At 39.6% G+C, this 22,238-nt stretch carries 25 protein-coding genes; 10 read left to right on the top strand and 15 right to left on the bottom strand.

Going from position 1 to position 22,238, the window contains the following annotated elements:
• Positions 1 to 401: 401 nt before the first annotated feature.
• The 4 genes from FTV52_RS11030 to ftsY all read right to left on the bottom strand — a co-directional run bounded on the left by FTV52_RS11030 (position 402) and on the right by ftsY (position 4,443).
• The gene (locus FTV52_RS11030) at positions 402 to 1,067 is read right to left on the bottom strand and encodes a DUF2057 domain-containing protein (RefSeq protein ID WP_179990805.1); all 666 of its coding nucleotides are present in this window, start codon (positions 1,065 to 1,067) and stop codon (positions 402 to 404) included.
• 194 nt (positions 1,068 to 1,261) lie between these two features.
• Positions 1,262 to 1,855 (bottom strand): nitroreductase family protein, encoded by a 594-nt coding sequence (locus tag FTV52_RS11035; RefSeq protein WP_004976581.1) that lies wholly within the window; start codon positions 1,853 to 1,855, stop codon positions 1,262 to 1,264.
• A 588-nt stretch (positions 1,856 to 2,443) separates the two neighbouring features.
• Positions 2,444 to 3,130: a nitroreductase family protein gene (locus FTV52_RS11040; protein WP_154320761.1), complete on the bottom strand. Its 687-nt coding sequence runs from the start codon at positions 3,128 to 3,130 to the stop codon at positions 2,444 to 2,446.
• 206 nt (positions 3,131 to 3,336) lie between these two features.
• A complete protein-coding gene (gene ftsY / locus FTV52_RS11045; RefSeq protein WP_179990806.1) occupies positions 3,337 to 4,443 on the bottom strand; it encodes a signal recognition particle-docking protein FtsY in 1,107 nt (368 codons plus the stop codon).
• A gap of 171 nt (positions 4,444 to 4,614) precedes the next feature.
• On the opposite strand from ftsY, the gene FTV52_RS11050 reads away from it, so the two are divergent.
• Both FTV52_RS11050 and FTV52_RS11055 read left to right on the top strand, forming a co-directional pair.
• Entirely contained in the window at positions 4,615 to 5,964 is a 1,350-nt protein-coding gene (locus FTV52_RS11050; RefSeq protein ID WP_179990807.1) for a pitrilysin family protein, read from the top strand.
• Positions 5,965 to 5,976: 12 nt separating this feature from the next.
• Positions 5,977 to 7,617 (top strand): pitrilysin family protein, encoded by a 1,641-nt coding sequence (locus FTV52_RS11055; protein WP_131261451.1) that lies wholly within the window; start codon positions 5,977 to 5,979, stop codon positions 7,615 to 7,617.
• Here FTV52_RS11055 and FTV52_RS11060 read toward each other — a convergent pair.
• The gene (locus tag FTV52_RS11060; RefSeq protein WP_004976594.1) at positions 7,514 to 7,831 is read right to left on the bottom strand and encodes a hypothetical protein; all 318 of its coding nucleotides are present in this window, start codon (positions 7,829 to 7,831) and stop codon (positions 7,514 to 7,516) included. The two genes, FTV52_RS11055 and FTV52_RS11060, sit on opposite strands and share 104 nt — an antisense overlap.
• Positions 7,832 to 7,957: 126 nt before the next feature.
• Positions 7,958 to 8,317: a hypothetical protein gene (locus FTV52_RS11065; RefSeq protein ID WP_004976597.1), complete on the bottom strand. Its 360-nt coding sequence runs from the start codon at positions 8,315 to 8,317 to the stop codon at positions 7,958 to 7,960.
• A 219-nt stretch (positions 8,318 to 8,536) separates the two neighbouring features.
• On the opposite strand from FTV52_RS11065, the gene FTV52_RS11070 reads away from it, so the two are divergent.
• The 3 genes from FTV52_RS11070 (at position 8,537) to FTV52_RS11080 (ending at position 9,850) form a co-directional block, all read left to right on the top strand.
• Positions 8,537 to 8,770 carry a hypothetical protein gene (locus tag FTV52_RS11070; protein ID WP_004976599.1) on the top strand — a complete coding sequence of 78 codons (234 nt, stop codon included), beginning with the start codon at positions 8,537 to 8,539 and terminating at the stop codon, positions 8,768 to 8,770.
• 151 nt (positions 8,771 to 8,921) lie between these two features.
• Positions 8,922 to 9,296 carry a DUF2750 domain-containing protein gene (locus FTV52_RS11075; RefSeq protein ID WP_004976601.1) on the top strand — a complete coding sequence of 125 codons (375 nt, stop codon included), beginning with the start codon at positions 8,922 to 8,924 and terminating at the stop codon, positions 9,294 to 9,296.
• 119 nt (positions 9,297 to 9,415) lie between these two features.
• On the top strand, positions 9,416 to 9,850 hold the full coding sequence (locus FTV52_RS11080) for a CBS domain-containing protein (RefSeq protein WP_004976604.1): 435 nt from the start codon (positions 9,416 to 9,418) through the stop codon (positions 9,848 to 9,850).
• A gap of 92 nt (positions 9,851 to 9,942) precedes the next feature.
• Here the strand turns inward: FTV52_RS11080 and trpB are convergent, their stop codons facing one another.
• The 9 genes from trpB to FTV52_RS11125 form a co-directional block, all read right to left on the bottom strand.
• Complete coding sequence (gene trpB / locus FTV52_RS11085) at positions 9,943 to 11,151, bottom strand: tryptophan synthase subunit beta (protein ID WP_167845989.1); 1,209 nt, start codon at positions 11,149 to 11,151, stop codon at positions 9,943 to 9,945.
• A gap of 104 nt (positions 11,152 to 11,255) precedes the next feature.
• The gene (locus FTV52_RS11090) at positions 11,256 to 12,443 is read right to left on the bottom strand and encodes a VWA domain-containing protein (RefSeq protein ID WP_178319350.1); all 1,188 of its coding nucleotides are present in this window, start codon (positions 12,441 to 12,443) and stop codon (positions 11,256 to 11,258) included.
• A 14-nt stretch (positions 12,444 to 12,457) separates the two neighbouring features.
• The gene (locus FTV52_RS11095) at positions 12,458 to 13,309 is read right to left on the bottom strand and encodes a MoxR family ATPase (RefSeq protein WP_004976610.1); all 852 of its coding nucleotides are present in this window, start codon (positions 13,307 to 13,309) and stop codon (positions 12,458 to 12,460) included.
• A gap of 22 nt (positions 13,310 to 13,331) precedes the next feature.
• On the bottom strand, positions 13,332 to 13,715 hold the full coding sequence (locus FTV52_RS11100) for a hypothetical protein (RefSeq protein ID WP_096901448.1): 384 nt from the start codon (positions 13,713 to 13,715) through the stop codon (positions 13,332 to 13,334).
• 21 nt (positions 13,716 to 13,736) lie between these two features.
• Complete coding sequence (locus FTV52_RS11105; RefSeq protein ID WP_004976615.1) at positions 13,737 to 14,045, bottom strand: YcgL domain-containing protein; 309 nt, start codon at positions 14,043 to 14,045, stop codon at positions 13,737 to 13,739.
• 169 nt (positions 14,046 to 14,214) lie between these two features.
• The gene (locus FTV52_RS11110; protein WP_096901447.1) at positions 14,215 to 15,357 is read right to left on the bottom strand and encodes an HRDC domain-containing protein; all 1,143 of its coding nucleotides are present in this window, start codon (positions 15,355 to 15,357) and stop codon (positions 14,215 to 14,217) included.
• A 272-nt stretch (positions 15,358 to 15,629) separates the two neighbouring features.
• The gene (gene recR, locus FTV52_RS11115; protein ID WP_019837914.1) at positions 15,630 to 16,226 is read right to left on the bottom strand and encodes a recombination mediator RecR; all 597 of its coding nucleotides are present in this window, start codon (positions 16,224 to 16,226) and stop codon (positions 15,630 to 15,632) included.
• A gap of 10 nt (positions 16,227 to 16,236) precedes the next feature.
• A complete protein-coding gene (locus FTV52_RS11120) occupies positions 16,237 to 16,566 on the bottom strand; it encodes a YbaB/EbfC family nucleoid-associated protein (RefSeq protein WP_004976621.1) in 330 nt (109 codons plus the stop codon).
• 31 nt (positions 16,567 to 16,597) lie between these two features.
• Positions 16,598 to 17,785 (bottom strand): O-succinylhomoserine sulfhydrylase, encoded by a 1,188-nt coding sequence (locus FTV52_RS11125; RefSeq protein ID WP_179990808.1) that lies wholly within the window; start codon positions 17,783 to 17,785, stop codon positions 16,598 to 16,600.
• 151 nt (positions 17,786 to 17,936) lie between these two features.
• Here FTV52_RS11125 and FTV52_RS11130 point away from each other — a divergent pair, with 151 nt between their 5' ends.
• From FTV52_RS11130 to FTV52_RS11150, 5 genes are all read left to right on the top strand, one after another.
• On the top strand, positions 17,937 to 19,031 hold the full coding sequence (locus tag FTV52_RS11130; RefSeq protein ID WP_131261453.1) for an alpha/beta fold hydrolase: 1,095 nt from the start codon (positions 17,937 to 17,939) through the stop codon (positions 19,029 to 19,031).
• A 13-nt stretch (positions 19,032 to 19,044) separates the two neighbouring features.
• Positions 19,045 to 19,917, top strand: coding sequence for an NAD(P)-dependent oxidoreductase (locus FTV52_RS11135; RefSeq protein ID WP_179990809.1), 873 nt, complete (start codon positions 19,045 to 19,047; stop codon positions 19,915 to 19,917).
• A gap of 85 nt (positions 19,918 to 20,002) precedes the next feature.
• Positions 20,003 to 20,272 carry a YARHG domain-containing protein gene (locus tag FTV52_RS11140; RefSeq protein ID WP_136144520.1) on the top strand — a complete coding sequence of 90 codons (270 nt, stop codon included), beginning with the start codon at positions 20,003 to 20,005 and terminating at the stop codon, positions 20,270 to 20,272.
• A gap of 39 nt (positions 20,273 to 20,311) precedes the next feature.
• A complete protein-coding gene (locus FTV52_RS11145) occupies positions 20,312 to 20,725 on the top strand; it encodes an HIT family protein (protein ID WP_096901443.1) in 414 nt (137 codons plus the stop codon).
• Positions 20,726 to 21,077: 352 nt separating this feature from the next.
• Positions 21,078 to 22,118 (top strand): porin, encoded by a 1,041-nt coding sequence (locus FTV52_RS11150; RefSeq protein ID WP_179990810.1) that lies wholly within the window; start codon positions 21,078 to 21,080, stop codon positions 22,116 to 22,118.
• The last annotated feature ends 120 nt before the right edge of the window (positions 22,119 to 22,238 follow it).

A 22,238-nucleotide genomic window follows, 5' to 3' on the forward strand; every position in this document is an offset into this window, starting at 1 on the left:
CAATTTTCTGACTTAAATTTCGCTCAAATAAACTTCGAGTAATTTAAACCAATCAATCAATGAAATATGTTCGATTAATCAATCAGTAAAAATCCACACAAGTTGTTCTTCATAATCTCTTAATGATTTCCTGTTATTTCGTCAATAACAGCACCAATTCAATCAACACTGCGTTGGTGTGTTGCGTATTCTATACAGTTTTTGAATAGACGCAATATATTTTTTAGTTTTTTTTCAAAAAAAGCACCATCCGCCCAAATTTTAGACGCATTTCATATTTTTATCACACTTTTCTTATAATTTGTCTTTTTTTCGCACGTTACTGGATTGGTTTTTAAATAAATCCTTTTAAGGCGATAACAAAAAACAACCAGCTCAATGGAGCTGGTTGCAAATCAACATTAATTGGCTTGTTCTGCAAGCCATGACATAAATTTTTGTCGCTCTACTTTACTAGCTTGTTGCCACAATTGAATCAATTGTTGCTCTTTGCCCTGTGTTTGTTTTGCTGTAGGCAATGTTACTGAGGTGGTTTTCTCAGATGGCAACACTGCTGCCGCGGTATAAACTGCTGCTGGTTGATTGATTGCAGCACTGTTTTGAGTGGTATCTAAAGTTTTATTAAGCCAACTACCACCTAACGAACCAGTTGAACTTGCTTTGGCACCTGTTTGTTGTACCAACAATTGATTCTTTTGATTATATAAGCCAACACTAGGCTGATCTTTAAACTCTTTTGCAGCATCGAAATCTTTAGGTGGGTTTACCAAAGCAAGTCGATAGTTTTCACCATCTTGAAGAATTGGGGTTTTGAGTGTAATAACACCTGATTTTAAAATATCGTGTGCGCCATTATGATGTTCAAAATATTGTTGATAGCGCAAGTTCATGACATTTTCACCCGCATTGACTTTCACTTGCTGTGCTGAACTGAATAAACCTGAACGAACTTCTTGATCATTTACAGCGAGCAACTTAATTTCTTCAGGTACTGCAATAATTACTGCTGAAAATGCTGAACCGCAAGCCATCAATGCAATACTTGCTAGGCCTAATTTAAATGCCATATTTCACTCTGTATCATTTATTAAAGTTTGATTGCACTATGCAATGTATAAATGACAGTTTTATGACAATTCATGGGTTTAGGCATTTGCACATGAATAAGTAAGTTGTAAGGCACATCACTACCCCCAGAAACAAAAAAGTAGGATGAATCATCATCCTACTTTTTTGTCTGTGCAGTATGTGTTGCTAGAGCTTAGTTAAAGCTTTTGAAACGTGCTGCATCATCCATAAATGTTTTTTCACCAGCAGGTGCTTCAATTGAACCAAACACTAATTGTGCACGTAGTTTCCAGTTTGCAGGAATGTCATAAGTTTGCGCAACTTCTTCATCTACGATTGGATTGTAGTGCTGTAATGATGCACCCACATTGATTTCAGATAAAGCTGTCCACGCTGCGAATTGTGCAATCCCTGTCGAATGTTCTGACCATACTGGGAAGTTGTCTGCATATAGCGGGAATTGCTCTTGTAGACCTTTTACAACATCTTGATCTTCAAAAAATAAAGCTGTACCAAAACCTGCAATAAAGCTATTAATTTTTGCTTCAGTGTTTGCAAATGCTTCTGCAGGAACCATTTTATGTAAAGTTTCTAAAACGATGTTCCAAAATTGTGTATGCGATGCACCGTATAAAGTCACAACACGTGAAGTTTGCGAGTTAAATGCAGATGGGCTTAAACGAACTGCTTGTTTGATTGTACTTTCAATAGTTGCCTGATCTACAGAAACATTTTTACCAAGTGCATAGATTGAACGGCGTTTTTCTAATTGATTTAAAAATGACATTTTTAATTCCTCTGCAGAATTTTGTATAAATTAATTGATACAGCGATATTAAGCTTTTTATTCAGCATAAACATTACAAAAAATACGACAGTGTGTTTTATGTATAGAACGATTATAGTTATATAAAGTGACAAATGTATGTGACTGCATTTAGGGTCTGTTGACATTTCATAAATGGCTTGCGCTGTAGGCTAAAACTGAGCAGATCAGGCATGAAACGCAGGGAATAGCGAGACTATTGCCAAGTTTCATAACGCAATCTGAGAAAGTTTTAGCCACAGCCTGAGCAAAAACAAGCACTGCTTTGTTTGCAGCGCAAGGCGCAGCGAAGGACGAGCATATTTTTTGCTGCTATTGCGTTATGAGTCAGTCATTTAGAATGACTAAATTTCCTGCCTCATGCCTTATATCAGCTAAAAAACCTTGCGAGATATATCTCTCACGTCGCAAACATAGACGAAGTGTCAACAGACCCTATTACCTTTTATTCTATAGATATAGTCTATTGCAATATAAATATGCTGCGGTTCGCTCTTTGTAGCACATAATAATAAGCTGATTTGACCAATCTTCATCAAATGCTGTTATTTAAGCATAGACTTTAAATTGATTTTGATAGTGTGCATGACTCCGTTCGGTTACTTCTTCTTCAATTGATCCAAAAACGAGTTGTGAACGTAACAACCATGTATCTGGAATATCAAAATGCTCTGCCACAGCACGGTCTATGTTTGGATTATAATGCTGTAAAGATGCACCCACGCCTGAATCTGCCAATGCTGTCCACACTGCAAATTGCGCCATGCCTGAAGTTTGCTCCGACCAAATTGGAAATTCTGCAGCATTAAATGGAATTTTCTTTTGCAATTGACGAATCACTTGTTGATCTTCATAGAACAATACCGTGCCAAAAGCTGCTGCACATTGTTCGATTTTCATTTTAGTACCTGGAAAAACCTGCTCTGGTACAAACTGACGTTGTACTTCCTGTACTAAATTCCAAAATTTTTTATGTGATTCAGAAAATAAAATAACCACGCGCGTACTTTGTGAATGATGTGCCGATGGACAGCTACGCACAGCTTCCTGAATCAGCTCGGTCATATAAGTTTGGCTAAAATGAACGCGTTTTCCTAAAGCATAAATACTACGGCGCTTTTTTAATTGATCGATGAAAGTCAGTTCATTTGCGTCATAGTTCGGCTTTTTCTTAAGCTTAAAGTCTTTCGTGATATCTGCTGTAAGCACATGACCAATTTTATTTAACAGTGTCATTTTGACTTCCCCAAAAAATCAATCAAAATCAATCTAATATTTTTTCTTATTCTATATAGACGAAAGTGCTTTTATTCACATTCGTATTTTTAGCTGCTGCTTTTTACAACACTCAAACCCGCTAAAAACAACAAACTCCGCATTTTGCGGAGTTTGTGTGAAACTTACAGCATTTTTACATTTTAGCTTTAAACTTATTTTAAAACTTATTTCTCAGTTTCAAACAGTGCTGCAACAAATGCTTTGGCTGAGAATGGACGTAAATCGTCAATTTTTTCACCCACACCAATAAAGCGAATTGGCACATGGCTACGGCTTGCAATGTTAAATAACACGCCACCTTTTGCCGTACCATCCAGTTTAGTGATGGTGATGCCTGTTAAGCCAACAGCCTCATCAAACATTTCCACTTGGTTAATGGCATTTTGACCTGTGCCTGCATCTACGACCAACATCACTTCATGCGGTGCAGTCGCATCAACTTTTTGCATCACACGCTTAACTTTAGTCAATTCTTGCATCAGGTTGCTTTTGTTATGCAAACGTCCAGCAGTATCTGCAATTAACACATCAATGCCTTTGGCACGCGCACTTTCAAACGCATCGAAAATAACAGAAGCACTGTCTGCACCGTGACCTTGTGCAACAACGGCAACATCGTTACGCTCACCCCAAATCTGCAATTGTTCTGTCGCTGCAGCACGGAAAGTATCCCCTGCGGCCAACATGACTTTTTTACCTTCGCCTTGTAAGCGTTTCGCTAACTTGCCAATGGTTGTGGTTTTACCTACACCATTCACACCCACGACTAAAATCACATAAGGGGTTTTATTGGCATCAATATGTAAAGGTTTTACCCGTGGCGCAAGCAAAGCCACTAATTCTTCTTGCAAAGCCTTATATAAAGAATGTGAATAAATTAAGTCGCCACGCGCAGTACGCTCGGTCAAATTGGCAATAATGGTTTTCGTTGCATCTACACCAATATCTGCAACCAACAGTTGTTCTTCGACTTCTTCTAATAATTCATCATCAATTTCTTTACCGCCAATCAGAATATTCACCATGCCATCGGCAAAGTTTTTACGGGTTTTGGTTAACCCTTCTTTCATGCGACTAAAGAAACCACCTTTCGCAGGCGCATCCGTGTCTGATGATGTTTCTGCAGCATGTTCAGAGGTTTCTGCTTGTTGTAGAGGTGTTGTTTCAACAATCGGAATATTTACCGCTGGTAAATTCGGTAATGTGACATCATCATCTCCGATATCAGCATCAATCAAAAATTTATTTTGCCCATTAGATTGCTGTTGCATGCCGAATCCTTGAAAAGCATCGCGTTAAAAAATCGGATTCTAACATAAACCAATTGCTTTTACCTCGTATTCCAACCACATAGCCGCATACAAAAAATACCTACAGCAATCCTTGCCTTTCCGCTTTAATTTCTGAAAGATAAGCCGATAACGATTGATCTCCACTTGCTTATGTTCCAATTTTCGATGAAGTCTGTTTGTGCGTTGCTTTGGGGTTTAACAGCTTCGATTAGCCATGCTGAAGTTTTAGCTGCGAATAACACTTTTGAAACCACACTCAACAATGGTTTAAAAGTCATTATCCGTGAAGACCATCGTTCTCCCATGGTGATGACTCAAATTTGGTACAAAGTGGGCAGTAGCGATGAGTCGGGAAATACACTTGGGATTTCGCACGTACTTGAACACATGATGTTTAAAGGTACAGCCAAGGTGCCGAATGATGAATTTACCCGTTTAAGTCGTATTTATGGTGGCAGTGTCAATGCAGCAACCTTTACCAATTACACGAATTATTATCAGCTCTATCCCAAAACTTATTTCCCACTGGCTTTAGAGTTGGAAGCCGACAGAATGAGTAATTTGTTACTTCGCCAACAAGACTTTGAGCCTGAAATTAAGGTGGTGATGGAAGAACGGCGGCAACGTACCGATGATAATCCACGGGCTTTGGCTTTTGAACGCTTTAAATGGATTACCTACCCAACCAGTCATTATCGCCAACCCATTATTGGGCACATGAAAAACTTGCAAAGCATTCAGCTGCAAGATGTACAGGCGTGGTACAAAAAATGGTATCGCCCCAATAATGCTATTCTAGTGATTGTGGGCGATGTAGATCATCAAGCCGCATTGTTGCAAGTCCAAAAGTATTTTGGAGATATTCCGAAAGCACCTACGCCACCGCGCAATGATGTGTTGGAGTTTGAACAATTAGGTTATCGGCACATGGAATTGTCTGCGACTGTGCAAGTTCCTAATTTATATATGGCTTGGAATGTCGGTTCATTGGCAACAGCTAAAAATCCTCAAGATGCCTTCGCGCTCACTATCATCAAACAACTGTTAGACAGTGGAATTACTTCACGTTTAGAACAGCGCTTGGTCAGAAACAATAAGATTCTTAGCTCAGTCAGTGTCAGTTATGACCCGTATCAACGTGGGGATAGTTTGTTTAGTATTTCAGCATTGCCTGCAGCAGGTGTAACGTTAAGCGAAGCACAGGTCGCGATTCAAAACGAAGTGGATACGCTAAAACAGGATTTGGTCAATTCAAGTGAAATTGAGCGCGTGGTGACTCAATTTGTGGCCAATTGGATTTATAGTCAGGATGATTTGGCAGGACAAGCCCGAACCATTGGCAATTTGGAAGTCAATGGATTCAGTCACCGTTTAATCGATGTTTTACCACAACACTTCCAAGCGATTACTGCCCAGGATCTGCAACGTGTTGCGCAAAGTTACTTTAACAAAGACAGACTTAGCACCTTGTATTTATTACCTCAAAGCACAACACCTTAAACTGTGATTTTCATGAAAAAACATCTATTCAGCACGCTTATTTTAAGCACTAGTTTTAGCCTATGTTCTGCTGGCTTTGCGATGGAAACTGCCACCAGAGCAGCGCATGATTTTGCTGAAACAGATGTAAGTACGCCTTTACAATCTTTGAGCTTGCTGCACAGTTTAAATGCCGTAAATGAATTGGTCGATGTTCGCGCTCCACAGGTATATGAATTAAAAAATCATCGACACGTACGCACTTTATTTGTCGAAAATCCTGCTTTGCCAATGGTTGATATCCAACTGACTTTTAATGCAGGTTCTGCCCGCGATGCAGAAATTGAAAAAGGTTTATTTGGCGTTGCCAATATGGCAGCCCAACTGATTGATGAAGGCACCAAGCGTTATAAGGCAGAGGAAATTGCCGCAGCCTTTGAAACCACAGGCGCACGTTTTAGTACCACGGCGTACCGCGATATGTTTGTGGTACGGCTAAGAACACTGTCTGATCCGCAGAAAATGCAAACTGCCGTCAAAATGATGCTGGAAATACTGAAACATGCAACTTTTGAGCGTTCTAATATCCAGCGTGTGCAAAGCAATACACAAATTGGGCAAAAACAACTGCAAGAAAATCCAAGCCGTTTAATGAATATTCGCTTATATCGCGCAATTTACGGACAACATGCCTATTCAGAACCCATTACAGGCACCAATGGCAGCATCAAACGGATTCAACCAAAGCACTTACAACAATTTAGAGATCAGTTTCTGGTCGCGCAAAATATGAACATTGCCATTACAGGCAAATTAACCTTAAAAGAAGCAGAAAAACTTGCCAATACCATCAGCGCACATATTGCCCAAGGTGTTGCAGCAACAGCTTTGCCACAGCCTACACCTGCAACACGTTTCAACATCCAGCATATTCCCTACCGGTCACAACAGGCGCATGTCAGTATTGCACAACTTGCGACTACACGGGATGATCCTGACTATTTGGCTTTAGAAATTGCCAATAAAATGCTGGGCGGCAGCAGTTTCAATTCAATTTTGATGAAAGAATTACGAGTAAAACGTGGCTACACTTACGGTGTTAGCAGTTCGTTTCGTTTTACCCAAGCAGCGGGTTTGTTTAGCTTAGGCTATTCTACGCGCCAAGATCAGTTACTCGATAGTATTCAAGTCGCTCACCAGAGCTTAATTCAGTTTGTACAACAACCTATGAATTTAGAACAATTAAAAGAAACCAAAGCAGGTTTAATTCGTGCATTTCCGAATCAATACAGCAGCAATGCCAGTATTAATGCCCAGCTTGGGCACATCGGTTTTTATCGACTTCCTGCAAATTATTTAAGTGATTATGCAGAACGAGTGGAAAAAGTTACCGCTGAAGATGTGCAACGTGCAATTCGCAAACATTTGCATCCTGATCGTTTAACTTTAGTAATTGTGAGCGAACATTTAGATAAAGCCGCATTGGTAAAAATGCTGCAGGACAATTTACTCGCACCAACATCTTTAACACCGACACCGCACAATATGAATAACATGCCAACAGAAAAAATTACTCTTGCACCAAGGCAGGAAGTTGTTGAGCCCGATCTTGCTCCATTTGATGTGCCTGCATCAACTTTAAATAATGCACATAACGAATCGGACGTTGATTGAGTAAATGAACTGCCATGTCTTGGGTATTGGCATACATAGATTGTTGTGACAAACGCTCAACATTTTGAAATTGTTGCACCCCAACTGGGCGATAAAGCGCAACACTTGCTAAAGTTAAAATAATAAAAATGATACTCAGCACAACAATATTATAAATTTGCTCGAGTTTCAGTTGAGAAATAAATTGAATCGTTTTTTGAATTGCGTTGTGCATGACCTACCTCTAATCGCCTTAGTGTAGGATGCCCTTGTGAGATGTACAAGTTAAACAGCTCAATTTTACTGTATCGTCACAGTAAAAATTGAGCCTTTTTCTACAAATTCTACAAAGGATTTAGCTTTAGCCAATCGTGCCACGAATTACCGCAAAGTATAAAACCAATGCAATGACTGCAAGCACCAAGAAAATAGCAAATACACTGACACCGCCCTCTGCTTCGGCAGGATGCAGTTCATCTTCATCGGCAATACGGAGTAATTCACCATCATAATTACGATAAAACTCTATACGATCGCTTCGCTCTAAAGTTTTAGCAAAGTCAGCCACACGTTTACGTTGCGCCAAGCAGTATTCACCTAAATGAACATCTCGACGGAAAATTACCTCATCTAGTTTTTTACGGTGATGATGTGCCAACTCAATAATTTGAGAAGTCAATGGAGGTACATCAAAAGCACATCCGTCTACGGATCTTGTCATGTTGTTCTCCTTTTTTATCATGCTTAGAGCTTTAGTTTAATCAAAATTAAACTTGTTCAATGTTTAATCATGTAAACTTGAAATATGCTCATTAACCCCGATAATTATTTGACAATTCAATCAAATTGTAATATTAGTTTAACAATAAAGCGTTAAATTGATATGAAGCCTAAAAGGTAGGCTTAAATAAGTAATCATAATTACAATAAGGAGTTTAATATGATTCAAACGATCTCTCACCATGACTTAGAGCATGTTTATGCAAATGCAGTAAACACGATTCATTCACAAATGAACTTCCAAGACGCGGTAAAACAACTCGAAGAAGCTGCACGTGCAGGACATGGTAAAGCGGCAATGTTCTTAGCAGAACTGTATTATCAAGGTTTCCGCGTAGAACGTGATTCATTGAAAGCGCAATACTGGCAAAACATGGCCACCATGCAAGCATAATAAAACGTCACTTAGGTGGCGTTTTTTTTGACCCTTTTTTTAGATGCTCCAACCATAAATACATATTTGTTTACGATTTTAAGCAAAGCTTAAACGGTATATTCATCAATTCTTTTTACAATATAGCCAAATTTTACAACCTTGCTTGATTATGAATCAGATTAACCAACTCCACCCTTTACCAAAGGATTTTCTGCTTAAAGTTACACTATTAAAATCAATGATGTACTGCGGTGTACTTTGGGGTTTATTCCATCAAGGTTGGGCAATGAGTTCAGATCACGATGATTATATTTTCCCTTTTTGGTTAAATGCGGTACAAGCGCATAAATATGCTGCTAAACACTGGCCACAATATAGTCCTCGTAAAATTTCCGCGCAGGATTTTGAAACTTTTTTATTACCAACGCTCACCCGTTTAAATGTCACGCCAACCTTGTTTGGTTCGTCAAGTCAAAAAATTAAACTGACCACTTCACAAATGAAGCATTTCTTTTTTAATGAACCTGCGTTAAATATTGCTTAAATAAAAACTGAATAGAATTGACGTAAAAATCAACAATCGTGACTCTAAAGTATTTGCAATTTTTACAATTCACGTTACTTTAAAAGTCAAACAATAAACAACAAATCAGGACACAGAATATGACCAAGGTAACTCACGTTTTACAAGATAAAGCACATCACGAAATTTACACAATTCGCCCAGAAGCAACGGTTTTAGAAGCAATTAGTTTAATGGCTGAAAAAGGCATTGGTGCGTTGGTGGTTACCGATCAAAACAATCATGTGGTTGGTATTCTGTCTGAGCGTGATTACACCCGTAAAGTTATTTTGATGGAACGAACTTCTAAAAGCACAACGGTTAGTGAAATTATGACTGCTAAAGTACTGACCGTGACCAAAAACACCAGTGTGAAAGAATGCTTAAACTTAATTACTGACCATCATTTACGTCACTTACCTGTACTTGAAGGTGAGCAGTTGGTAGGTTTAGTGTCGATTGGTGACTTGGTGAAAGCGACTATGGATGATCAGCGCAAACTGATCGAGCAGTTACAACAATATATTGCAAGCTAAGACACTGTTTTATAAAACCTGCCAAATATAAAGTAAAGATAAAAAAACCGCCTAAACTTACACATTTAGGCGGTTTTTCATATTCAGTAGAATTAATTCAAACCTAATTTTTCTGCTACATAGTCTGAATCTTTATCACCACGACCTGAAAGATTAACCACAATTTTCACGTTTTTTGCCATTTTTGGTGCTTCACGTAATGCCCACGCCACCGCATGTGAGCTTTCCAAAGCAGGTACAATACCCTCTACACGTGACAACGTCATAAAGGCATCTAAACATTCTTGGTCAGTTGCCGTTGAATACTCCACGCGACCAATGTCTTTTAAGAAGCTATGTTGCGGCCCCACACCCGGATAATCCAAACCTGAAGCAATTGAATGTACTGGCAATGGCTCGCCTTGTTCATCTTCAAGCACATAACACGCCATACCGTGTAATTGACCCGGTTTACCCAAAGTTAAGGTTGCAGAGTGCTGATCTGTATCTAAACCATGACCTGCAGGTTCTACACCCACAAGCTTAACTTCTGGGTCATTTAAGAATGCGGTAAATGCACCCACTGCGTTTGAACCACCGCCCACACATGCCACGATATAATCTGGATTTACTCCAAAGCGTTCTTGGCTTTGCATTTTAATTTCATCGCCAATAATTGCTTGGAAATCACGTACCATTTTTGGAAATGGGTGTGGGCCAACCACCGAACCAATTGCATAAATATAATTTTTCGGGTCTTTTAAGTATTCTTCAAAAGCACTGTCTACAGCATCTTTTAAAGTCGCTGTACCACGTGTGACTGAAATCAGGTTAGCACCTAAAATTTTCATTTTCACGACGTTTGGATGTTCTTTTTCAATATCAACTTGTCCCATGTGAATTTCACATGGAATGCCCACAAGCGCACATGCTGTTGCCAACGCGACACCATGCTGTCCCGCACCTGTTTCTGCAATCACTTTGGTTTTACCCATATATTTGGCTAGCAATGCTTCACCTAAACAGTGATTGATTTTATGTGCACCTGTATGATTTAAATCTTCACGTTTCAAATAAATTTGCGCACCACCCAACTGTTCAGATAAACGCTTTGCATGAAACAAAGGACTCGGGCGCCCTACATAATTTGCAAATAAATCTTTTAATTCATTTTGAAATTCTGCTGTATGACGAATTTCTTCATAAGCAAGGTTAATTTCATCCATGGCTTCTTTTAAATGCGGTGGAATAAACTGCCCGCCATATTGTCCGAAAAAACCTTCTTCATTCGGTAATGCGATGCCATTAATTTGATGTTCCATCTCGATCCCCTCAAATTGAAATTCACGTTGCTTATCGTATTGCTATTTCATCAATATGCATGCAATAACTGATATTGATAAAAAATTAATGGAAAAAATGGCGCTTATCGCGCCAAATATTTCGTCATATCTTCAATGCCTTTTAAAGTCATTGGATACATATGATTTTCAAAAATTTGTCGAATTAAACCAATGGTATGTGTGTAATGCCAATAGCCTTCCTGTTCAGGATTCAGCCATGCGGTTTTTTCAAAATGCTGACGCAGACGTTGTAACCAAACTTGCCCTGCCTCATCATTCATATATTCTACCGAACCACCAATCGAATTCAGCTCATAAGGTGCCATACTCGCATCACCGACCACAATTACCCGATAGTCGCGTCCATAGGTATTAAATAAATCCCACGTATTCATACGGGTACTGCTACGGCGTAAATTGTCTTTCCAAACATAGTCGTATAAACAGTTGTGGAAATAAAAATATTCGAGGGTTTTAAACTCAGTTTTGGCCGCACTAAACAGTTTTTCACATTGGGCGATGTGTGCATCCATCGAGCCACCCACATCAAACAACATCAACACTTTGACGCGATTACGACGTTCTGGCACCAATTGCACATCTAAAATGCCCTGTTTGGCAGTTTCTCGGATAGTGCCATCAATATCCAATTCTTCAGCTGCACCTTGACGGGCAAATTTACGCAAACGACGCAGTGCCAATTGCATTTGTCGTGTACCTAAAATCTGTTCATCGTCTAAATTTCGATACTGACGCTGCTCCCAGACTTTAACAGCTGAACGCTTACGTCCAGGCCCACCAATGCGTACACCTTCAGGATGATCACCAAAAGCACCAAACGGTGATGTACCGCCCGTACCAATCATACGGTTGCCACCCTGATGCTTTTTATGCTGCTCGCGTAAACGCTCTTCCAGCATTTTCATCAATTCTTCTAAAGAACCTGCTTTTTTCAGCTCTTCGCGTTGTTCTGGCGTGAGATGTTTTTCTAATAGTTCTAAGTCGAACCAGTCTTTAGGCAATTGATGAACTTGCTGCAGTAAATCATCTAAATCAAAAGTGGAAATGCCATCAAAATAATCTTTCATGGCACGGTCAAACTTGTCAAAAAAACGCTCATCTTTGACCATGACGGTTTTAACAAGTTGATAGAATTCATCTTGATCTGCAAAAACCAGACCCGATGCCACCGCCTGATTTAAGTCAATCAATTCACGTGTGGTGACAGGTACACCGTAACGTCGCAAGGTATAAAACAAGCGCACGAACATGGCGTTGTCCTCCCTTAACGGCGCGACATAAAGGCTAAACGCTCAAGCAATTGCACATCTTGTTCATTTTTGATTAATGCACCGTATAAAGGCGGAATGGCTTTGCTTTTATCGCTATTACGCAAAATATCTTCCGGCATGTCATCTGCCATCAATAGGCTTAACCAATCAATTAATTCAGACGTAGATGGTGGTTTTTTTAAGCCCGGAACTTGGCGCAATTTAAAGAAAACTTGTAAAGCTTCTGAAACCAATGTGCTTGAAATATTCGGGAAATGCACATCGATAATATCGCGCATGGTCGCTTCATCTGGGAAATCAATATAATGGAAGAAACAACGACGTAAAAAAGCGTCTGGCAGCTCTTTTTCATTATTTGATGTGATGATCACGATTGGACGTTGTGTTGCCGTAATGGTTTCGCCTGTTTCATAAACATAAAACGACATTTTATCGAGTTCATGTAGCAGGTCATTTGGGAATTCAATATCTGCCTTGTCAATTTCATCAATCAACAACACACAGCGTTCTTCGCTGGTAAATGCTTCCCACAATTTCCCGGGTTTAATATAGTTTTTAACGTCATACACACGGTCATCGCCCAGTTGGCTGTCACGCAAACGCGACACTGCATCATATTCATATAAACCTTGCTGCGCTTTGGTGGTCGATTTAATGTGCCATGTAATCAACTTTAAACCCAAACTTTTAGCAACTTGCTCTGCCAATAAGGTTTTACCTGTACCTGGCTCACCTTTCACCAAAAGCGGTTTTTGCAAAGCACGTGCGGCTTTCACCGCAAGTTTTAAACTATCAGTCGCAATGTACTGATCTGTACCCGAAAATTGTTGCGCATCAACAGACATGATTTTACCTTAATTGTTTTAGTTACAGTGGTGAGGTATTTTTCTTGGCTTTATAAGTCGTTTGTTTAAGACAGTATCTTGACCAGAAATAACCGATCAATAAGCCAAGACCGATCACAAATAAAATGGCAGATAAATTAGACCAAACCAATGGGGTTTCTTTGGTTAAAACACCAAAAAGAAGTCCAAAGATGGCTGGGGCAAGTGCTGCATTGCTGCCTTCTGATACTGTTGGGGTAAGTAAAATTGCAAACAGCACAATCCAAGTGATACCACCTAACGGATTGGGCAAGCGTTTGGCAATTTCGTACCAGCACCATAAAATAATGGCACTCCCCAACAAATAAACAGAAACAGCAATTGCAGTTTCAGGAATTGAATCCAATCCAGTCATCACACTATTCATTTCTCAACTCCTGAATAAAGCTTAAGCACCACGTAAACCTTCTGGTTCAACGGCATTTGGGTTAATTAAGCCTTCTGGTGGCACTTGAATAAAGAAGCCACGTGTTTGAATAGAATCCATGACATGCAAAACATTCACACGTGCCAACTTACGGCTTTCAGACAGTTGCAAATCCATTACAAATGTCGCACGACCAAATGCAACTCGCATTGGCTCAGGTAAAACCTCTAGCGGGTTAAACGCTTCTGCTTGATCTTCAGTTTGCTCAGGACGGGCGATGTATAAATACATCTCATCTTTTTTGCTCGATTTATAAATTGAACAGTGCATAAACAACAAAACTCTAAAAACTCAGGCAAAGGATACAACAAAAAAAACCGAGATACATTAACCATTATTAACGCATTGGTCTATGTTTACACTCAAACAAAGAATGGCGTGAAAATTCATCCATTTTCAGGTGAAAAACGGCTTTATTTAAAATGTGGATCGGTTTGATTTATTCAGCAACTTTCATCTGACCAGACAAATAACGCTCGTCGGCATGTAAAACTTCAATTAAAGGCTTGGTGAGTAATTCATAACGCCAACCTAACAAATAGTTAGGCAAATCTTGCTCATCGTTATGAAATACCACATGCTGATAAAGCGCATTGAGCCATTTTTTACGCAGCAAAACTTCTTTTGGAATTTGAGTTTCCTGTACGGCACGTTGAATCACCTGTTCTACATTTTCGCCCACTTCTTTTGAAGAATGACGAATTGGTCGCGCCATACGTAATGGCCATTGTGATTGATCAGGCAAATATTTAATTAAATCTAAAATAGTTTTGCCATGTTCACGCACAATATGCGCACGTAAATCTTTAATAGTACTGAGCTGGAACTGATTTTTAGGATTTTTCTCGACCAAGTCCAGCATAGTAGAATTACGCAAAATAAAACTACGTGGTTGGTTTAAGGCTTTTACCATTTGCTCACGCCAAACGGCCAATTGTTGCAATTGCATGAGTTGACGGCGTGAATGACGATAGTTGCCCACATCCTGATACAACAACTCTAAAGGTGTTTCTTCACCAATTTCCTGAGTTAAATTGCGGCAATCTTCTTGTGCAAAATCCAGTAAATAATTTTGTTTTAAGTCGGTTTGTACCTTATCTGCCAATTGCATTAGATACAACACATCATTGGCAGCATAATTTAACTGCTCATCGGACAACGGACGTGCAAGCCAGTCTGAGCGAGTTTGCCCTTTATCAATATCGACATTGAGCATGGTTTTTAAAGCGTTTTGATAACTGACTTGTAAACCATGCCCTAAAAATGACATGCCAACTTGGGTATCAAACACGTTATCTAAGTTTTTTTGCTGCGCATAATGATAAATTAAATCAATATCTTCACCGCAGGCATGAAAAATATTTTGCTGCGCTTGAAACAGTTTTTCCCAAAATGCACTTAAATTTAACGAAGTCCCATCTAACAAATAGACCTGATCATTCACATTAATTTGGAATACACCCAATTTTGGCCATAAAGTATCGACCTTAATAAATTCGGTGTCTAAACCATAAATGCTGTTTTGGCTCATTAATGCCAAGACATTTTCAAAGTCTTTTTGTTGGTGAATAAATTGGAACATAGCGAGCAGGTAAAACAGGATTCTCTAGGTGTTCATTTTAAACATTAAATAGCATTTAGCTATAAAAATATGTCCAGTATTTTCAATTTTTATCTTATTTCTAAGTCGATACAGTGAAAATTTAAATTTTTTATCGTTTTTTTATCTTAATTTGATTTTTATTGGCTTTAAAGGCAAGTAATCCTTTTCATGGATGATTTATCAATTGATTATTCATATAAAATAGCCACACATGCGAAATAAACATCCACATGAAATAAGCACCTAAATGCTTATTTCATTCGCATCCGATTATGCACCGCCTGACTTAAAGTATGACTATCGACATATTCAAGTTCGCCACCTTGCGGCACACCTTGCGCGATACGGGTCATCTGCACAGGCAAATGTTTGGTCGCTTCTACCAAATAGTGTGCTGTCGCCTGACCTTCTACGGTTGCATTGGTCGCCAAAATCACCTCAGTAATGTTGCCATCACTTAAACGCTGAACCAAATATGGAATACCAATTTCGTCAGGCCCAATGCCATCTAAAGGCGATAAATGCCCACCCAAGACATGGTATTTTCCACGAAAACTACCGCTTTGCTCAATGGCCATCACATCGGCTGGAGACTCCACGACACACAGCAAATGTGCATCCCGATCATGTGAGGCACAAATATTGCAAACTTCATCTTCAGTTAATGAATGGCAAATCGAACATTCGTGAATATAGCTAGTGGCTTCATTCAAAGCATGAGCCAAACCGACTGCACCTTCTCTATTTTTCATAATCAGGTGCAATGCCATGCGTTGAGCCGATTTAGGCCCAACACTTGGCAAAATGCGTAGCGCTTGTACCAGTTGATCAAAACGATCACTAAACATACGCCGTTCCTTAGAATAAACCAGCCAAGCCCGGTGGCAAGCCCATGCCTGAGTTTGCAGACTTCATTTTTTCTTCAGAAATTGCTTCGGCTTGACGGGCAGCATCATTCATTGCAGCGGCAATCAAATCTTCAATCATGTCTGCATCGTCTTGCAATAATTCAGGGTTGATTTCAATGCGTTTGACCACATTACGGCAGGTCATAGTCACTTTCACTAAACCACCACCTGCTTCTGCATGCACTTCAGTTTGCGCAAGTTCTTCTTTGGCTTTTTTAATGTTGTTTTCCACTTCTTTTTGCATGCGCTGTGCTTGCTGCATCAACATATTAATGTTCATAAAAATCTCCGAACAAATGATCTATTTAGTTTTAAATGAGGTCTAAACCGCGCTCGATGTCGCGAATAATATCATCAATATCTTCCAAGCCAACAGAAACACGAATTAAACCTTCGCTGATACCTGCTGCTTGTTTGGCTTCTGGGGTCATTCTGCCATGCGATGTTGTTGCAGGATGGGTAATGGTTGATTTTACATCGCCCAAATTACTGGTGATAGATAGGAAGCGTGTGTTGTCAATCACAGTCCACGCGCCTTCACGCTCGCCTTTCACTACAAACGATACAACACCACCAAAACCAGACTGTTGTTTTTTCGCGAGTTCATGCCCTACGTGATGTGGCAGTCCCGCATAATACACTTTTTCCACTTTTGGATGTGCATCTAGCCACTCTGCAAGTTTTTGTGCGCTGGCACAATGCGCTTTCATACGCAGGCTTAATGTTTCCAAGCCTTTTAAGAAAATCCATGCATTAAACGGACTTAATGAATTGCCCAAGGTACGAATAACGCTGTTGATTTCTTCGACCAACTTGTCTTTACCAACAACCGCACCACCCAAAGCACGCCCCTGACCATCAATATATTTGGTTGATGAATAAATAATAAGGTCTGCACCAAATTTTAGTGGTTGTTGCAAAACGGGCGTACAGAAAGTGTTATCTACCGCAAATAACGCACCATGTGCATGTGCAATATCGGCAATCGCTTGCAAGTCACCCACCTGAGCCAATGGATTTGATGGTGTTTCAATAAATAACAAACGCGTATTTGGACGAATCGCTTGCTTCCAACTGTCTAAATCTTCTAAATCAACAAAAGTGACATCGACACCAAACTTCATCACGTATTTTTCAAATAGTGAAATGATCGAGCCAAATACAGCACGTGAACAGACTACATGATCACCCGCTTTAAGATAAGCCAAAGTGATCGCATGAACGGCCGCCATACCCGAACTTGTCGCAACCGCACGTTCTGCACCATCTAATACTGCCAAGCGTTTTTCAAAAGCCTGTACAGTTGGATTGGTATAACGTGAATAGGTATTGCCTTCAATTTCACCTGAGAATTTTGCAGCTGCATCGGCAGCATTTTCACAAACAAATGATGAAGTCAGGAAAATTGGCTCACTGTGTTCGCCTTCAATTGTACGGTTGTGTCCGGTACGAATTGCCAAAGTATCTAATTGATATTCAATGTCGTCGTGTTGACTCATCTTTACTGCTCAGCCCTAAACTTAGTCCTAAGACCTGTTTGTTAAATAATTGCCAACATTTTGAGCGCCAAGCGCATTTAAGGTCAAGGTAAAATGTATAAATATCGCTTAGACTTCATTCAAATCGGCGCCACGTGTGATGGAACACCTCATGAATCAGCTACAAAGAAAATTTAATCCGCACCGAAAAAAGCTTAAAAACCTCAGCACTCGCTTATTTAAAAGCCGTGATTTGATCTTATCTCAGACCACGCCATACGACATCGTGGCACGTTATAAGTATGCGCAGATTCGCTATTACGCTTCGCCAGATAAGCAATATAAAGAGCCGCTGGTTTTTGTTGCGCCTTTAGCAATTACCATGTCGATTTATGACTTATATCCTTATCGCTCTTTAGTGAAACATTTTCAGCATAGCGGTTTTGATGTGTATTTGGTTGATTGGGGACAATTGACCTATCAACATTGTCATTTAAATTTTATGGCTTTTATTCAGGATGCAATCCCTAATTGTATTCAACTCATTTTACAACACGCCAAAGTCGAACAAATTTCACTACATGGTTGGAGTATGGCGGGTATTTTTGCCATGCTTTATACCGCCGACCAACAAACAACTCATATTAAAAACTTGATGGTTTTGGGTAGCCCTGTAGATAGCTATGCTTCGGGGCGGGTTGGTAAACTCTTTCAACTGACCAATCAACTGATTTCTAAATATCCCAAATTGCAACATGCCTTTTATTCAGGAAAAATTCCAAAGCATTTAATTCATACACCGGGTTTAATCAATGCGATTGGTTTTAAGATTTTAGACCCTAGAGCATGGCTGGAAAGCAATAAACAGATGCTGTCGAATCTGCACGACTTACAAACCTTGCATGAAAACGCAACTTTAGCCAATTTTTTAAATAATATGATTGATTATCCGGGTGGGATTAATCAGGACATGGTATTGAATGTATGGCTGCAAAACCCACTCAAACAAGGTCATATTCAACTCAAACAACATCAGATAGACCTTAAAAATATTCATTGTTCACTTTTGGTCGGTGCGGGTGATAGCGATCAAATTGTCACTGCTGAAGCTGCTCAACCTTTATGTGAATTGACAAGTAGTACCGATGTCACGTTTACTCTTATTCCAGGTGGACATTTGGGTTTAATGTCCAGTCAAAAAAGTGCCAATGAATTCTGGCCTAAACTGACCACTTGGTTAGAACAACGATCTAGCAAAATTGCATAAAGAGAGCAAAAACATGATTCAATCTGTTGCATTTATTGGCTTAGGCGCAATGGGCTACCGCATGGCAGCCCATTTACCTAAACATTTTGATACGGTCTATGTCTGGAATCGTAACTTTGCCAAAGCCGAGCAACATGCTGCTGAATACGGCACACAAGCGGTTGAATTGGCTCAAGCGGTTCAGGCAGATATTATTTTTTCTTGCTTGCCTACCAGTACCGAAGTTGAAAACCTGATTGCACAAGTTCCGCTGAAAGCAGGTTCAGTCTGGGTCGATTGCACCAGTGGCGTACCCGAAAGTGCTAAAAAATTGGTACAACAACTTGAAACACAACAGATCGACTTTTTAGATGCACCTGTAAGTGGACAAACGATTGGTGCAGAAAATGCCACCTTAACAGTCATGATTGGTGGTAAAGCAACTGCTTTTGAAAAAGCCTTACCTGCAATTCAGGCTTTTGGTAAAGTGATTCAGCATGTGGGGGAACCCGGTGCTGGCTTTGCCGTAAAAGCGGTGAATAATATGTTAATGGCAGTGAGTTTGTGTGCTGCAGCTGAAGGTTTTACCACCTTAAAAGCACATGGCGTAAACTTAAATCAGGCCTTGCAATGCATAAATGCTTCAAGTGGTAAAAGCGCAGTAACGGAAATGATTTTGCCGCAGCGAGTACTGAATCGCGCTTTTCCAAATACTTTTGCACTCCCTTTACTGGCTAAAGACACAGGTATCGCATTAAATTTAGTCCATGAAGCAGCTTTGCCTGCACCTGTATTGGCTTTAACCCAAAGCCTGATTCAAGCAGCGAATTTAACCGCAGAAAAAGACAGTGATTTTTCCACTGCTGTGAAAATGTATGAATTATGGAGTAATATTACCCTAGAGTAAGAACTCGCCATTGAATATACAGCCATAAACCCAATAATGTGTATTAAGTGGCTAGTCACACCATCATTAAATAGAGGAAACTCTTATGAACAAGTTTAGCATTGCCGTATTTGCAAGCCTTGCAACTTTAATTGGGGCAAGTTCAACTGCTTTTGCATCTGAACAAGAATGTCAAAAACTTAAAAATGACCACGATGTTATTTATGCATCTAAAGGGTTCTGCTTCAAAGACCCAGAAGCTAAAGCACGTTTTGGTAATGACAACTGCTATACAACCAAACCTAAGTTTTCTGAAAAAGAACAACAACGTCTTGACGCAATCAAAGAACGTCAAAAAGAACTGAACTGTAAATAACCGTTCTGAAATAGCATAGGCTGAATTTAAGGAATCATAATGGCTTACGATGATCAAAATATTTTTGCAAGAATTCTACGTGGCGAGCTTCCTGCAATTAAAGTGTATGAAGATGATCAAGTGCTTGCGTTTATGGACATCATGCCGCAAGCCGATGGTCACACTCTCGTGATTCCTAAAACGCCTGCAGTGACTTTGTTAGATTTACCTGCAGATGCAGCAGCCTATACTATTCAAATTGTGCAAAAAATTGCGAAAGCAATGGAGCAAGCTTTAGGTGTAGATGGTATCGTGTTAATGCAATTGTCAGGTACAAGCGCAGGTCAAACTGTCCCCCACGTGCATTTTCACTTAATTCCGACCTCGGTTCATCAACTTGGGAAACATGCTGCACAAATGGGCGATCAAGAAAAAATTAAAGCCCAAGCAGAAAAAATTAAAGCAGCGCTTTAAAAATTTCAAAAATGTCATACAAAATGAATGGAGCAGCTGCTCCATTTTTTTCGTCTCAAGCTTTGACTCTGCATGTTTTAAAGTTGTTTATGACAATAACATGTCAATCGGCTTACAATTAAGTTATTCATTTCATATATTTTTTTAAAATTTAAAACTCAGTCATTAAAAAAATGCGAATAAAAGTAAGTTTTTGATCTAATTTGTTCTTTTTAATAATTTAGAAATATTTCCTTAATATTACTGTCGCATTTGTAAGGAATACTTAGCACCAATAGAGAACAGCGGTAGATCAACTCTACTTCTGAACAATGTTTAGGACTAAAAACAATAGTCTGTATTGGAGCTACACATGAAAAAAACGCTTTGCGCATTAGCAGTTGGGGCAACCTTCTTAACACCAGCATTAGCTATGGCTGCTGATGTTAAAGTTTATGGTCGTGCACACGTATCTTTAGACTATCTTGATGATGGTAAAGACTATAACGAAGTTGGTCTTTCTTCAAACTCATCACGTTTAGGCTTTAAAGCTGAACAAAAATTAGAAAATGGCATGACTGTTTTCGGTCAAATCGAGCAAGAAATTAACTTTGCTAGCGGCTCTGCAAATGATGATTTAGAGTTTGCTACGCGCGATACTTTTGTTGGTTTAAAAGGTGATTTTGGTCAAGCGCGTGTAGGTCGTTTTGACAGCCCATTTAAAGCTGCACGTGGTCCAGTCAACTTCTTTGGTGACATGGTGGGTGACATCCGTAACGTAACCCGTGCGGGTAATTTACGTTTTGATGAGCGTAATGCCAATACGATTGAATATCAAACTCCTAAATTTGGTGGCGGCTTTAACGTAACTGGTGCTTTATCACTACACGAACAAAACAGCCCTGATGCTGCAAAAGATAAAGATAAAGCTTACGACTTAGCTTTAACTTATAAAGAAGGTAACGTAGACTTTGCAGCAGCTTATGAGCACTATGAAGAAGAAGCAAGCCGCGGTGAACGTGATGGCTTCCGTGTTGCAGCTGCCTATAAAATCACACCTGAATTTAACTTAGGTGCTTTATACCAGTATTTAACACATGACAATGATACTGCAAACCCAGATGTGCAAGTATTTGGTGTAGCGGCTGACTATAAAGTTGCACCGAAAACTTATGTACGTGGTCAAGTCTTCCACCGTGACGTAGATGCTGATGATGCAAACGCAACATTAGTAGCAGTAGGTGTTGAGCACCGTTTAGACAAGGCAGTGCGCGTATATGCTAACCTTGCAACAATGCTTAATGACACTAAATCTAACCTAACACCATGGTCACAAGGTCGCTCTAACAGCGTTGCTGGTGTGGCTGACGAAGATGCCTTAGGTCTTTCTTTAGGTTTCCGTTACGACTTCTAAGTCTAAACCACACTTAAAACATAAAAACACGCTTCGGCGTGTTTTTTTAATGCATGCTTAAAAAACCAAATAAAACAAAGCCAGCAAATGTGCTGGCTTTGTTTATTAAAGTCAGTTTTA

This window comes from Acinetobacter sp. YH1901141, from assembly GCF_013416935.1.
In the GTDB taxonomy this organism is placed as follows: Bacteria; Pseudomonadota; Gammaproteobacteria; order Pseudomonadales; family Moraxellaceae; genus Acinetobacter; species Acinetobacter towneri.

What these genes read in the sequence shown, in the direction of transcription:
- FTV52_RS11120 (WP_004976621.1), bottom strand. Translation starts at nt 16,566, where the DNA reads ATGAACATTAATATGTTGATGCAGCAAGCACAGCGCATGCAAAAAGAA.
- FTV52_RS11070 (WP_004976599.1), top strand. Translation starts at nt 8,537, where the DNA reads ATGATTCAAACGATCTCTCACCATGACTTAGAGCATGTTTATGCAAAT.
- FTV52_RS11055 (WP_131261451.1), top strand. Translation starts at nt 5,977, where the DNA reads ATGAAAAAACATCTATTCAGCACGCTTATTTTAAGCACTAGTTTTAGC.
- FTV52_RS11135 (WP_179990809.1), top strand. Translation starts at nt 19,045, where the DNA reads ATGATTCAATCTGTTGCATTTATTGGCTTAGGCGCAATGGGCTACCGC.
- FTV52_RS11080 (WP_004976604.1), top strand. Translation starts at nt 9,416, where the DNA reads ATGACCAAGGTAACTCACGTTTTACAAGATAAAGCACATCACGAAATT.
- FTV52_RS11050 (WP_179990807.1), top strand. Translation starts at nt 4,615, where the DNA reads ATGTTCCAATTTTCGATGAAGTCTGTTTGTGCGTTGCTTTGGGGTTTA.
- FTV52_RS11125 (WP_179990808.1), bottom strand. Translation starts at nt 17,785, where the DNA reads ATGAGTCAACACGACGACATTGAATATCAATTAGATACTTTGGCAATT.
- FTV52_RS11095 (WP_004976610.1), bottom strand. Translation starts at nt 13,309, where the DNA reads ATGTCTGTTGATGCGCAACAATTTTCGGGTACAGATCAGTACATTGCG.
- FTV52_RS11145 (WP_096901443.1), top strand. Translation starts at nt 20,312, where the DNA reads ATGGCTTACGATGATCAAAATATTTTTGCAAGAATTCTACGTGGCGAG.
- FTV52_RS11100 (WP_096901448.1), bottom strand. Translation starts at nt 13,715, where the DNA reads ATGAATAGTGTGATGACTGGATTGGATTCAATTCCTGAAACTGCAATT.
- FTV52_RS11060 (WP_004976594.1), bottom strand. Translation starts at nt 7,831, where the DNA reads ATGCACAACGCAATTCAAAAAACGATTCAATTTATTTCTCAACTGAAA.
- FTV52_RS11110 (WP_096901447.1), bottom strand. Translation starts at nt 15,357, where the DNA reads ATGTTCCAATTTATTCACCAACAAAAAGACTTTGAAAATGTCTTGGCA.
- trpB (WP_167845989.1), bottom strand. Translation starts at nt 11,151, where the DNA reads ATGGAACATCAAATTAATGGCATCGCATTACCGAATGAAGAAGGTTTT.
- ftsY (WP_179990806.1), bottom strand. Translation starts at nt 4,443, where the DNA reads ATGCAACAGCAATCTAATGGGCAAAATAAATTTTTGATTGATGCTGAT.
- FTV52_RS11030 (WP_179990805.1), bottom strand. Translation starts at nt 1,067, where the DNA reads ATGGCATTTAAATTAGGCCTAGCAAGTATTGCATTGATGGCTTGCGGT.
- FTV52_RS11075 (WP_004976601.1), top strand. Translation starts at nt 8,922, where the DNA reads ATGAATCAGATTAACCAACTCCACCCTTTACCAAAGGATTTTCTGCTT.
- FTV52_RS11090 (WP_178319350.1), bottom strand. Translation starts at nt 12,443, where the DNA reads ATGTTCGTGCGCTTGTTTTATACCTTGCGACGTTACGGTGTACCTGTC.
- FTV52_RS11140 (WP_136144520.1), top strand. Translation starts at nt 20,003, where the DNA reads ATGAACAAGTTTAGCATTGCCGTATTTGCAAGCCTTGCAACTTTAATT.
- FTV52_RS11150 (WP_179990810.1), top strand. Translation starts at nt 21,078, where the DNA reads ATGAAAAAAACGCTTTGCGCATTAGCAGTTGGGGCAACCTTCTTAACA.
- FTV52_RS11105 (WP_004976615.1), bottom strand. Translation starts at nt 14,045, where the DNA reads ATGCACTGTTCAATTTATAAATCGAGCAAAAAAGATGAGATGTATTTA.
- FTV52_RS11040 (WP_154320761.1), bottom strand. Translation starts at nt 3,130, where the DNA reads ATGACACTGTTAAATAAAATTGGTCATGTGCTTACAGCAGATATCACG.
- FTV52_RS11130 (WP_131261453.1), top strand. Translation starts at nt 17,937, where the DNA reads ATGAATCAGCTACAAAGAAAATTTAATCCGCACCGAAAAAAGCTTAAA.
- FTV52_RS11065 (WP_004976597.1), bottom strand. Translation starts at nt 8,317, where the DNA reads ATGACAAGATCCGTAGACGGATGTGCTTTTGATGTACCTCCATTGACT.
- recR (WP_019837914.1), bottom strand. Translation starts at nt 16,226, where the DNA reads ATGTTTAGTGATCGTTTTGATCAACTGGTACAAGCGCTACGCATTTTG.
- FTV52_RS11035 (WP_004976581.1), bottom strand. Translation starts at nt 1,855, where the DNA reads ATGTCATTTTTAAATCAATTAGAAAAACGCCGTTCAATCTATGCACTT.